General features: G+C 61.0%; 10 protein-coding genes and 1 riboswitch. Of the genes, 1 reads left to right on the top strand and 9 read right to left on the bottom strand.

What is annotated here, in order from left to right:
* Positions 1-9: 9 nt before the first annotated feature.
* On the top strand, positions 10-1,266 hold the full coding sequence (locus tag KUV51_RS17115) for an MSMEG_0569 family flavin-dependent oxidoreductase (protein WP_222522658.1): 1,257 nt from the start codon (positions 10-12) through the stop codon (positions 1,264-1,266).
* Positions 1,267-1,357: 91 nt separating this feature from the next.
* Here KUV51_RS17115 and thiD read toward each other — a convergent pair whose 3' ends face one another.
* From thiD to KUV51_RS17070, 9 genes are all read right to left on the bottom strand, one after another.
* Positions 1,358-2,167 carry a bifunctional hydroxymethylpyrimidine kinase/phosphomethylpyrimidine kinase gene (gene thiD, locus KUV51_RS17110; RefSeq protein ID WP_222522657.1) on the bottom strand — a complete coding sequence of 270 codons (810 nt, stop codon included), beginning with the start codon at positions 2,165-2,167 and terminating at the stop codon, positions 1,358-1,360.
* Positions 2,168-2,341: 174 nt separating this feature from the next.
* Positions 2,342-2,430, bottom strand: a riboswitch (TPP riboswitch).
* A 49-nt stretch (positions 2,431-2,479) separates the two neighbouring features.
* Positions 2,480-3,025, bottom strand: coding sequence for a membrane integrity-associated transporter subunit PqiC (locus KUV51_RS17105; protein ID WP_222522656.1), 546 nt, complete (start codon positions 3,023-3,025; stop codon positions 2,480-2,482).
* Between the two features lie 3 nt (positions 3,026-3,028).
* Positions 3,029-5,416, bottom strand: coding sequence for an intermembrane transport protein PqiB (locus tag KUV51_RS17100; protein ID WP_222522655.1), 2,388 nt, complete (start codon positions 5,414-5,416; stop codon positions 3,029-3,031).
* Positions 5,413-6,036: a paraquat-inducible protein A gene (locus KUV51_RS17095; protein ID WP_315898843.1), complete on the bottom strand. Its 624-nt coding sequence runs from the start codon at positions 6,034-6,036 to the stop codon at positions 5,413-5,415. The genes KUV51_RS17100 and KUV51_RS17095 overlap by 4 nt, the downstream gene beginning before the upstream one ends.
* On the bottom strand, positions 6,033-6,656 hold the full coding sequence (locus KUV51_RS17090; RefSeq protein WP_222522654.1) for a paraquat-inducible protein A: 624 nt from the start codon (positions 6,654-6,656) through the stop codon (positions 6,033-6,035). The genes KUV51_RS17095 and KUV51_RS17090 overlap by 4 nt, the downstream gene beginning before the upstream one ends.
* Positions 6,657-6,719: 63 nt before the next feature.
* Positions 6,720-8,744: a S8 family serine peptidase gene (locus KUV51_RS17085; RefSeq protein ID WP_222522653.1), complete on the bottom strand. Its 2,025-nt coding sequence runs from the start codon at positions 8,742-8,744 to the stop codon at positions 6,720-6,722.
* A gap of 12 nt (positions 8,745-8,756) precedes the next feature.
* The gene (locus KUV51_RS17080; RefSeq protein WP_222522652.1) at positions 8,757-9,812 is read right to left on the bottom strand and encodes a phosphatase PAP2 family protein; all 1,056 of its coding nucleotides are present in this window, start codon (positions 9,810-9,812) and stop codon (positions 8,757-8,759) included.
* 159 nt (positions 9,813-9,971) lie between these two features.
* Positions 9,972-11,591, bottom strand: coding sequence for a winged helix-turn-helix domain-containing tetratricopeptide repeat protein (locus KUV51_RS17075; protein ID WP_261385885.1), 1,620 nt, complete (start codon positions 11,589-11,591; stop codon positions 9,972-9,974).
* Between the two features lie 206 nt (positions 11,592-11,797).
* Entirely contained in the window at positions 11,798-12,445 is a 648-nt protein-coding gene (locus KUV51_RS17070; RefSeq protein ID WP_222522650.1) for a hypothetical protein, read from the bottom strand.
* Positions 12,446-12,486 lie beyond the last annotated feature (41 nt).

Below are 12,486 nucleotides of genomic sequence, written 5' to 3'. Positions count from 1 at the left end.
GAGGGCAGCATGACCCATCGCGAACATAAGTCGGTTGTGATTGTCGGCGGCGGTCAGGCCGGTCTGTCCGTCAGCTACTACCTGTGTCGAAAGGGCCTCGACCACGTCATTCTCGAACGGCACCAGAAGTTTCACTCATGGCGCAACAACCGGTGGGACAGTTTCTGTCTGGTCACGCCGAACTGGCAATGCCGCTTACCCGATTTTGCCTACAAGGGGAACGATCCGCACGGGTTCATGGTGAAGGACGAAATCACCGACTACCTGGATGCGTTTGCCGAGACATTTGATCCGCCCCTGGTCGAAAACTGCGACGTGACCCGCATCACCAAACGTCCTAGCGGCGGGTATCTGGTGGACAGCACCCAGGGGAACTTCTCGGCAGATCAGGTGGTGATTGCGACCGGCGGGTACGACAACCCGATTGTGCCACCCTATGCGCAGAACCTTGATCCCGCGATCCGGCAGATGCATTCGGTCGATTATCGTCGGCCCGTGCAATTGCCTGACGGCGGCACCCTGATTGTCGGCACCGGGCAGTCCGGTGTCCAGTTGATGGAAGACATGCATCTTGAGGGGCGCCAAGTGCATCTTGCTGTGGGGCCAGCGCCGCGCTCCCCGCGCAAGTATCGCGGCCGGGACGCCGTCGACTGGCTCTACGAGATGGGCCATTATCACATGACCATCGCAGAACATCCCAACCCCGAACATGCCATATCCAAGACGAACCACTACATGACCGGCCGTGATGGCGGGCACGAAATTGACTTGCGCAAATTCGCGCTTGAGGGTGTTTCGCTTTACGGATCGGTCAGCGGCATGGACGGCACAAGGATCCAGTTCCTGCCGGACCTTGAGGCCAATCTGGACGATGCCGATGACAGCTATGTGGGCATCCGCACTGCGATCGATGCCTATATTGCCAAGAACGACATTGATGCGCCGGTTGAACCGGCTTTTGAAAAGCTGTGGCGCCCGGCGGAGGAGATCACCGAGATCGATTGCGCGCGCGCAGGCATCACCTCTGTCCTTTGGGCCATCGGGTTCCGACCGGATTATCACTGGATTGATGTCGATGTTTTTGATGACCGTGGTCGTCCTGTCTATGACCGTGGTGTGTGTCGGGAAGACGGGTTCTATTTCATCGGTCTGGGATGGCTGAACACGTGGGGATCGGGGCGTTTTCTGGGCATTGACGAAGACGCGCGCCATCTGGCGGATCACATCCAGCTTACGGCCAATTCGACGCTTCAGGCCGCGTCATGAGCATTGGTCAGGCTGCAGGTCATCCGCCTTTGCTGCGCCTGACATGTGTGACTTCGGACATGGCTCAGCTTGCGCTTCGGCGCCCCTGAGATCACTTCCGGTCTTTCCAGAGATCGAAATAGTGGTGCACCGGCCCATGGCCATGTCCGACAGAAAGCGCTTCGGCTGCCGCGATGGCTCCGGCGACATAGGATTTTGCTGCATCGACGGCATCCGGCAGGGCAAGCCCATGAGCCAGCTGCGCGGCCAAGGCGGAAGACAGGGTGCACCCCGTTCCATGGGTGTTCTTGCCAGGCGTTCGAGGGGCGTCGAACCAGTGGACATCTCCGGCAACACATAGCGCATCCGGGCTGTCCACGCTGTCCAGGTGCCCGCCTTTGACAAGCGCGGCTTGGGGTCCAAGTGCGGTCAGCGCATGGGCCTGTGCGGCCATTTCCTCACGTGTGGCGGCGGCGGTCTCGTCCAGAAGATGCGCCGCTTCGGGCAGGTTGGGTGTGATGATTGTGGCGCGCGGCACGAGCCTGCGGCGCAAGGTGTCCATTGCGTCAGGTTGCAAGAGTGGCGCGCCGCCCTTGGCGATCATCACCGGGTCCAGCACCACCGGCACGTCGCCCCGCGCTTCCAGCACCTCGGCAATGGCGTTTGCAATTTCGGCAGTCGCGATCATTCCGATCTTCACCGCATCGACACGCACATCGTCGAAAACGGCCGTGATCTGTGCCTTAACGAAGTCGGGTGACACCAACTCCACCTCTGTGACACCTTGGGTGTTCTGTGCGGTCAGCGCGGTCAGGGCGGCCATCCCATAGGCGCCATTCGCCGCTATCGCTTTCAGGTCAGCCTGGATTCCGGCACCACCCGACGGGTCGGACCCAGCGATGGAAAGGACATTGGGTATCATGGTTTTGCCTCCAATTCTGTATCGTGCGCGTGTGTCTTGGTCACCGCGAGTACCAGATGCTGAAGAGCGCCCTGCGCTTGATCCATATGAATCGACAGCGCGTATCTATGCCAAATTGCGGTCATTCTGAATTGTCAGTCCACTTCAAGGGGCGGACGGGACGCACCAAAGTGTCTTGCTTTGGTCCAACCTCCCTCCGCCAGCATTATCTGGTTCAGGTTCGAAGGGTGCGTCTCAGCCTTGCGGCGCCCCTGGCTTCGGCCAAGAAATACGGAGATTGCGCGCGCAGTCCAAGCGGAAAATACCGGGGCGTCAGAGACCGTCCCGTGCGATGCGTGTTGCAAGGTCCACGAGCAGCCGCGCGCGGGCTTGCGCGACAGAGGCTGGTGCGCCATCGGCAACGGGCGTCGACAACTCGAACAGATGCGCGTGATCGCGGCCCCGCCCATCGAGATCGACGACATAGTACTGACCGGACATGCGCAACTGATCTGCCACGACGCTCAGATCTTCGACCCGCACCTCGACCCGTCCTGATGCAAAACCGTCAAAGGGCCAGGGTTCGGATGCCACGCGCCTGCCCGTGATCTCGGCCAAGTGCCGGGTGAGTGCAAGGGTCATGGCCCGCGTTGGTTGGTCCGCCCACAACGTGTCTGACAGCACCAGAAGGTCGCCGTCATTCGCGGTGATCTCATCACGCGCTGCATAGGCGGGCAGCGAGATGTCGGCGACTTCGATACTGGCAAAGCGCGACGGGATACGTTCTTGCGCGACCAGCTTGGGCGAGGCCACGAACTGATCCGGGCTGCCGCAGGCCATGACAAGGGAGAGCGCAATTAAACCGAGGGCATGTCGCATGAGTTATCGTCCAAGGATCAGTGAGTTGGGATTGCGTTGAATGGTGCGGGCCAGATCGCTCAGCGCCTTGGCCGCGCGCTCGATCTCGTTCAGCGCCCGCAATGTCTCGCGTGAGAAAGCGGAGCCTTCCTCGTAGCCGCGCAGGGTGCTTTGCGCCTGCGTCAGGGTGCTGTTCAAGCGATTGGCGAGCGCGGGCAACTCGTCGGCAGCACTTTCAACGGCTGCCGCAGCCTCGCGGGCAGAAGACATGGTGGCGTTCGCGCTGTCGATCAGTCCACCGTTGCGCAGGGCCGCCAATGCAGCCTCGGCTTCAGTCAGCGCACCGGCGAGCGCGTCCGGCAGGTCGGCATCACTTGCGTCACCGAACAGGCGTCGGGCGGTTGCCAATACGCCTTCAAGCTCGGCTGCCAAGGTGTCCAGTTCGACTTCTTCCGCACCGGCGGCGATCCGGTCCAGCCGTTCGACCACTGATGGCAGCCCCGCAACCGCATTTTCGACAGCCGTTGCGGCGGCACTGGCATCGGTGAGTGCCGCGCTGAGTTGCTCGGCGGTATCTGCTTCGGTTAGGTCATTCAGAACGGCCGACAGTTCGGCAAAAGCCTGCGTGACCGCGCCGGGTGCGGCGCGGATGTCGTCAGAGCTGAGCAGGCTCTGTGCTTCACGCGCGAAACCTGTCGCTTGCGTTACCAGATCCTCCAGTGGCAGGGCGTTGGCGCCGTCAACAAAGGCGGCGATGCGGTCCGTTAGTTCAGGCACCTCGGCCAAGGCTGTGTCGGCGCGTGCTGCAGCGAGGCCAACCTGATCCACGGCCGCCAGCAAACGGTCCACGGCCTGCGCGTCCCGGACATCTGCAAGCAGGCCGCGAAGATCTCCGCTGGCGGCTTGCAGGTCTGCCATCAGCAGGCGCAGATCTTCGGGCAGCGCTTGCACTTCGTCCGAACCAATCACACCGCGAGCGTCCGACAGAAGCCCCAGGATTTCCGTGGGCGTTTCTCGTATCTCTTCGCTGGCCACAAGGGCCGATGCGTTGTTGAGAAATCGGATCGCACTGTCCAGCAACTCCTCGACAGGCAGTGCATTCACACGTTCAAGCACTCCTTCGGCTGACAATGCAACGTCGGACACTTCACTTTCGGTGACGGGGAAAACGGGAAAGGGATCGCCGTCCCGGTTGATGTCGGCGGGTGGCGCATCCGGGTCCGTGATCAACTCGACCTTCAGCCCCCCGGCGAGGAGGGACGCGGTCACAAGCCGGGCTCGCAGACCTTCGGCCACGCGCTCTTCCAGAAACTCGAGCGCTTCGGTCCGGCTGAGGTTTGCATCGACGCCGAACCTTGATGTGTTGATTTCGACCGTGGACAGAAGGCGCACGCGGGAATCGCCAAAGGTTTCGGGGGCGACGATGCCGGACACATTGGCCACCCGCCCGATACGCAGGCCGCGCCATTCGACGGCGGCATCAGCTGTCAGACCGCTTACATTGTCATCAAAGATCATGGTCAGGCGAACCAACGCACCGCTGCTGCCCTCGAACACTGAATTGCGAGCGGCAGCCTCGTCAGGATGGACCTCGTAGACGAGGCCGGCGCGCAACGGCTCACCCCCCGACACGAGTGTGCCGAAGGTAATGCCGCCGGAGATGAGTGAGGCCAGCGATGAAAAATCGAGGGAGGCGCCGGATGCGCCGACTGACAGGCTGAATCCGGACGTGTCCCAGAACCGTGTGGCTGTGGTGACCAACTGGTCGTGCGGATCATAGATGATGGCAGGGGCCGATACCCATTGCCCATTCACCGAAATCGCGGGTTTGCCCAGGCGACCGACTTCGATCCCCTTGAACAGGATCGGCGTGTTTTCAGACAGTCCCGCGGCGCGTGTCGACCGCAGCTCGATGACTGTTCCCTGTTGAAAGGTGGTGATCAGCGGCGCGCGTTCATTTGCCTGGTGTTCGCTGACCAACCCGCCCGGGACACTGTCCCACGTCCCCTCGATATAGACGCCGGACAACACGGTTTCGAGCCCGGTGACACCGCTGGTGGTGACCTGGGGGCGGACGATCCAGAACGCGGCCTCTCCATCGACGAAGGGTGCCACGGTTTTGTCGAGGCGCACGTCAACCAGCACGCGCGACAGATCATCGTTGAACTGCACGTCCTCGACGATACCCACGGATACGTTGCGGAAGCGCAGTTCGGTCTCACCGGGTAGAATGCCTGCGGCATCGTCAAAGGTGATCTGCACCAGGGGCCCTTGATCATTGTAGGTTTGCAGCGCCACCCAAACCGCAGTCAGTACAGCGGCGACCGGGACCAGCCAGACCCAGTGAGCTCCGGCAAAGATACCGCGTCGGTCGTTCCCGTTTTGGGGAATGTCAGGGATGTCGGAACTCACGCGGTGTCTTTCGTTTCTTGCGCCTCGATCCGGTCCCAAATCAGGCGTGGGTCCAGGCTTTGTGCAGACAGCATGGTGAAAATCACGGAAAGTGCAAATGTCAGTGCCGCAATGCCGGGGGTGATCGACGCGGCCACGTTCAATTGCACCAAAGAGCAAAGGATGGCGACCACGAACACATCGATCATCGACCAGCGCCCGATATATTCGACAACTTCATAGAGAATGTATTGCCGCCCAGGTGGCCACGTCGCGCCCCGCCGGACTGCAAGCGCGAGATAGGCGATGGCAAAGAATTTGCCCAAGGGGATGGCCACGGACGCGATCAGGATGATGGCTGCAATGCCGAAGGCGCCATGTGTGGCAAGATCGAGCGCACCCGCGATGATCGTATCCTCGGACGTGTGAAACAGTGTTCGGGTCTTCAGCATGGGGTAAAGATTGGCCGGGATGTACGCGATGATACCTGCGATCCACCAGGCCCAGACCTTCTGCAGGCATTGCGTATCGCGTGACCGGATCGCGTTACCACAGACCTCGCACCGCGTATGACCGACCGGCCACACCCGTGCGCATTCGCGGCATGCGATCAATCCCTTTTCACGCGCGGTCACCGTCACCGGTCCAGCGCCTTCCACACGGACCACCGGCACATCACCATGTTCTGAACGGCCATCAGAACAACGACGGAGACGAACATCCAGAACGCAGGCCCGATCTCGACCCGTGCAAGATCCGTCAGTTTGATCAGGGAGACAGCGCAGCCCACAACGAAGATTTCGGCCATTGACCAGGGGCGCATCGCTTCGCTGAAACGGAAAGCGCGCTTGGCTCCGGGCCAGGGTCTGCGATCAAGCACCAGCGGTGTCAGGGTGTAGAGCGTGAGCACCAAACGGGTCAAGGGCAGCGCGATGATCAGTGCGACCACGGCAAGGGACAAACCAAAGAGCGGTCCGCCGTAAAAGGCCAGGGCTGCATCAACGATGGTCGCCGCATTGCTGAAACCCAGTCGCTTGATTTCGATGAATGGCAGGAACAGCGCCGCGATCACCAGAACAGTTGATGCGAAGGCCGTCGAGATGATGACCAGCCCTGCATCCCGACGCCGGGTGAACAGGCGAGTGTGACACCTTTCGCATCTGCCCCAGTCGCCTTTGTTAACCGTACCCACACGGTACAGTGCGTCGCATTTTGGGCATGCGATCAGCGTATCCAGCCCGTGTTCAATGGTCTGATCCATGCCCTCAGGATACGCAACGCGCGTCGCGCAGCAACAGGCGATCGCTTGACGCAGCGCGCGCTGTCAATCCCGGGCTACGTCGCCTGGCAAACGAATTGCGCCTGCACCGACGCGGTTTGGCGATGGATCATCTCTCAGATCAAAGCGGTGACGCTTGGCAGCTTCCCGGCTCCATGCACGCGCATTGTCATCCTTGCCATGAATCGCGTTGCCAGCCAGCCGCGCCACCTGTGGGCTGGCCACGCTTGTCCCAGCCAATCGGACCCAGGACCCGCTGCGTGACCCGGCTGAAATGACGCCCCGCAGCACAAAGCTGTCGTCGCCCTTGGCCGCGATATCCGGACCCTCGCGTGCGGGTTGGGGACTGTGGGGGGAAGGCACGAGCGGGCCAGCGGCGGAGTAGACGGACATTTCCGCTTCCTGCTCGGTGTAAGCCGCGACGACGATGGGTGCGGGACCGCAGGCAAAGCCGCTGAGCGTCCCCGACCGCCGAACCGGGGAGGTCGTGTCGGGTGGATCAATGGGCAGTGGCGCGCCATAGCGGTCGAACCGATGGTAGTCCGCGTTGTCGAAGAAAGCCTGCCGCCCGCCAGATGTCTGTCCCGGCAACGTTTCGTCCCTGCGCACCCAGATATGGATCGGGTCGGTGGATACATTCGGGTCCCGAGTGAGCTTGATCATCCAACGGCCTGCGGGCCCAAGGTCGGAGGTCTCGCGCAGGTTCGCTGTGGGGTTCGTGGACAGTGTCACAAGGCCGCGCTGTGTTTGACCGCCCACATATTGATAGGCAAGCCAGGCGATCTGCTCTCCGGCCTTGTTGACCAGCGCGGCATGCTGGCCCGGTTGCGTGACAATGATGCCCTCATCCATTCCAAACGGTGTCCGGACCGAAATGGTGGCGAAGTTCGGCTGGGCGTTTTCCGGACTGTTTGGCAGCCAGATCTGCACATGGGTTGGTGTGCGATCGTCAGGCAGCACGGTCAGGTCAAGCGTGGCGGTGTGATCCACCTCGGTTCGGGGTTCCGCAACGGCATGCAGCCGTTCGAGGTTGGCGTTGCCCGCTGGCAGCGTCAGCCAGGCCTTCTGGCGTGTGTCCGCGCTTTCGCCGAAGTAGTGGTCGAACAGTCTCGCGAAAATGCCGGTGCCGTCATGTGGACCGCCTGTGTTGCCGTAGGAAAAGTTGAACACCACCGGCACCGGTGCACCGCTTTGCGTGCGGAACCTGCGGGCCTGTTTGACCAGGATGTGAAACGCGAGATACAGGACCGGCACCATTTCGAGGCCGGTTGTGTCATTTACAATACGCGAGGGCAGGGCAGCGCAGATGATGGGATGTGTGTCCGCCTGTTCATCCATGGACCGACCGGCGGCTAGCGCCATGACATGGGTGCCATGAGACCGGCGCATCGCCACGGTTGAAAATACGCCCTGCCCGTAGTCCACCTGCCCGGACAGGGCATAGAACAGGTCTTCGTCCAGCATGTCGCCGAATGTGCAGTCCTGCAAAAACGCATCGATGTCTGCGCGGTCGAGGCCCCGGCCAACACTTGTCAGGTTGCCGGGCAAAGGCTCGGCTTCGAAGATGCGGGCATGGTGGATGCGGGTCGTGGTTGCGCTGCTGCGGAACAGTTCGTGCGCGATGCCGATCCCGTCGTCGATCACGGCTTGCACCACGGCGTCGTCGTTCACGATGACGTCCGGCAAGTCACGCGACTGCGCCGCGCGATCGAGGAACCTTTCAGGGGCTGACGCACCCAACAGAACGGACGTCACACGTAGTGCATTGCGGCTGTCGTTGATGTGTCGGACCAGTGGCGCGCGCGCATAGATCGCGACCGGTTGTGCCGGGCGAACGGCGCTCCGGTCTACGGCGTCATATGCCGCCGGGATGAGCAGGTCATCGGCAAAGGCGGTTACGCTCGTCTGGAACTGGTCGATGCTGATGCCCTCAAGCTCGACCAGCACAGACCACCAAATGGTGTCGGGGTCCGCCCCGTAGTGATGCGCCGCCCGCGACAGGCGGAAATAGGTCACGTGATCAATGATGTTCACAGCATCGGGGTCGGGGTTCGGAAGCCAAACGGCCATGGTATCGCCCCCTCAGCCGTCACACTCTTGCAGGTCGCGCCATTCGCCGAGTGCCTTGGTCCACAACCACGAAAGCGCCGGGGCAGTTTCATCTGTGTCGTGCCGGTCATGGCGTTTCGTGATGGCCCAGGCACCGCGGTCGGATGACGCCTTGGGCTTCATCTCGTCTCCTTCGGGGGTGTACAATTGATGCCAGTCAAAGTCGTGATCCGGATCGAATTTGGGGGCGTCGAAGATGGCGGAGGTCCAGGCCCCGCCGTTGCACATGGCGTGCATGTGATCCGCGAGCGTCAGACCTAGCATCGCGCCCGCCACACTGTCGATGGGGAAGTGCACGCCCGCCACTGTCCGGTTGGTTGCAACCCTCGCAGCCTGTCGCATCAGCATTGAGCCCCAATAGGCACGGTCGCCATATTGTGGCGCCTCGCTTTCAATCAGCAGTTTCCAAAGCAGACGGGCGATCAGAAACGCCTCGGTTGCGTGGCCGCTTGGCAGGGAGCCGTGGGTTGGCGTCTCTATCATCGGCTGTACCTGGGGGGAGAATTCGATCGGCCGTTTGACGGCCAGTGCGTATTTCGTGCGTTGGATCAAAAGCGATGAGAAGTTGAGTGCGGTATAGAGCAGCTCAAGCGTGTGGGGAGTGCGCGCCGGATCCATGAAGCCGATGGACGCAAAGAAAGCTGTTGGCACGCCGACCTGTGTTGTGATCTCGGCCGCGCGATCGGGGCGGATGCGGGCATAACCTGCGACATGCTTGAGTTGCGTGGTGAGCTGCTCGGTCGTCGGGCCCGTCATCTCGACCATTTCGTGAAAGGTTACCTTGCGCTTGCGTCCTTCCCGTTCGGAGGTCCTGCGCCACAGGGTGGCTACGGGCAGATTGTCGTGCGTGTCGACCGTGAGGTCCACACTGGGGCCAAGCTCGGCCTGAAAGATCGCGGCACGTACTGGCAGGGCCAATCGCGGCAGGTTGCGCGGGCTGTCCGGCACACCCGGGAGGACGTCGGCAATGCGGTCGATGCGCGTGCCGACAATGCCGTCACGGTTCGTGATCAATGCTTCGGTCAGCATCGGGTTTGTGCCGGAGGATGCACCGTAGGCGCTATATGCACTATACGCGCTGTAGGCACTGTATGCGCTATAAGCACTGTATGCGCTGTATGCACTATAGGCGCTGTATGCGCTCTCTGGACCGATACCCATCTTGATCTCCCATGTCGTCTTGCAGAGTTATTGAGGAATGCCTGCTCCGCGCAGGAGTTCGGCAAATCGCTGCCCATTTCGAAACTGGGCGCTGGGGGCTGTACGAAGCCAAGAACTGATCCGAAGATCCGGCTGCAATTGCAGCAGCTCGGATGCCGTTGTGCGTGCGTCATCAAACTGTCCGGCACCTTGCTGGGCGGCTGCAAGGACGCGAAGTGTCGACACATGTGTTCGGTTCAAACGCACGGATTCCTTGGCGAGGGTCACAGCACGTGGATAGTCTTCTGCAGACAGGTTCGCGCCTGCAGCAAGGGCCAGATAGAAGAAGCGATGCGGGTCCAGCGGTGTCAGGTGCAAGGCGCGTTCCGCATCACGCTTCCCCTGGGCACCACGGTCGCAGAACGAAGCGAGTATCCCGCGTAAAGCCCGCCCCTGCGCATCATTGGGATTTATCGAAAGGGCGGCATCATATCGCAATTCTGCATCGTCCAACCGCTGCGCAAGATGTGCAAGAACCTGTCCCTCGCACACCAGGGCCAGGGTGTGGTCCGGAGAGATATCGAGGGCGCGCGCGGTGAAATCGAGTGCGGTCCGCGCCTCAACCTGTGCGTCCTCTGCCCAGCCTTGCACGGTACGCAAGACATGCCATCGCGCCATCCACGCCAAGGGGGTCGGGTGGTCTGGCACTTGCGATATGACGTATTCGAGGTAGTTGCGCGCGAGGTTGAAGTCTCTGGGCGCAAAGCGGTGCATCAACCCGACGGCCCCGTGCAACACGCTGAACAGCTTGAGGTCGGTCAGCGATGCAGAGCGCGCGCGCCGCACCTCGTTCACCATGATGGCGCGTCGGACGTTGGTGATGATCTGATCGATGCAATCGGTGTCATACATCCAACCCTGTGCGGGCAGCCCGATCCGATCCGACCACAGCACCAGCTGTGTATCGGTTTCCGAGAACTCGATCAGCAGCAGGATGGTATTGTCACGTTCGAAAATGCTGCCTGATACGATGAAATCGGCATTCAGCATACGCCCCAAGCCCTGCACATTCGTATCTTCTTGGGACATGTCGAGCGTCGAAAGGCGTGAAATGACGTTCATGTCTTCGGAGCGGCTGATTGCCGTTGCAATCTCGTCGCCGAGGAATGTGCTGATCAGCGCGCCCTGGCCGCTGTCAGGCTGGGAACGGAACGGCAGCACAGCAAGAGTGGGCAGTACATCACGAGGATCAAGTTGCGGTGCGACGCGCGGTTCAAGTGCGCTCTGCGCAGCCCAGCCCGGTTCCGGCGCACGCGGTTTAGCTGTGGCAAGCGCCTTGTCAGCGGTGCCGTCCATCGGTTTGCCGTAAAGCACGAAGCCGCGTTTTGGCACCGTCTTGAGCACAGTGCGTTCACGGTCTTCGATGGCGCGGCGGATGTCGAGGATACATTGTGTCAGGCTGTCATCGGTGACCGATATGTCTGGCCAAACAACTGAAATCAGCTCTTCCCTGGAGGTCAAGACACCCAGGCGAGACGCAAGATATCGCAGGACCAGAGCAGATTGAGAGCGCAGGATGATCTCGTCCCCCGACGCTGTCAAAATACGTTCCGTTCCTACGCAATATGTTGCGTCGCCAAGTCGAATATGCCCTGACGGTGAACTCATTTCATCTGTCGCCGACGCCTTCCCCCTGGTGTCGCCAGCCGACCGTCTCCCAACGACCCTACGCCACGTATGCGCCTTTGCGGCGTCTGAACATGGCGTGTCTTTCAGCCCCCGAATATCGAAAAGCTTCTGGTCCACGAGTAACGGATGCGACTGATTACATAACTCATAGTAGTGATCAATTGGGGTGTGCGATAGCATAAACATCAATTCCCCAACCGTAGGAAAAGCGCTGTGTCGCTGGTGCTGACACACGTCATCGTGTCGAGGGAAATGGATTGGGTCGTGCGTATCGCGCGCGCGGAGAGAACGATGTTCCTTGATCCCTGTGCAATGCCGGAGGGCAAAACCGGGTCATCGACAAGAATGCCGATCATTTGCGGGCAGCCCATCCGGGTCATTACCAACCAGCCGGAGCGCCCGATCTGGGCTTGGGACAGACTGCTTTCGCCGGCCCGGCGTGGAAATACCACTGTAATGTCGGAAAGCTGCTCCAGATGAACCAGCACCGAGTCCACCTGCGGGAGGATCGCGACGAAGTTGCCCGGATCGCTCCAGTGTCGGCTGATCCCGAATGTCGGGGTCGGATCGATGGCGGTGCAAAACAGCCAGTGCGTCTTGATTGGGCGCGCATCCTGGCCGACAGCGGTGCAGGTATAGGTCGCACCCACATGCAGATCGTCGGCAGCAACCGGATCAGTCAGATCGAGCGTGTAGTAGGACTGACCGGCAAAGAAGCCTGCGACATACTTCCCCTTGCGGGCCTGCGCCACGGCGTCCACTTCGAGCGGGACACCGCGATAGTAGGGAAATACGCTGATGTCCGTGATCGTTTCGGTCTGCGCAGTGATCATGTCGGCGTCTTTCTGCGCTTCCTGGGGTTGGTCGTGATGCA

Source organism: Tateyamaria omphalii, assembly GCF_019802125.1.
Classification (GTDB): domain Bacteria; phylum Pseudomonadota; class Alphaproteobacteria; order Rhodobacterales; family Rhodobacteraceae; genus Tateyamaria; species Tateyamaria omphalii_B.
Note: the sequence above shows the minus strand (reverse complement) of the source record. Positions and strands in the feature narration are given on the sequence as shown.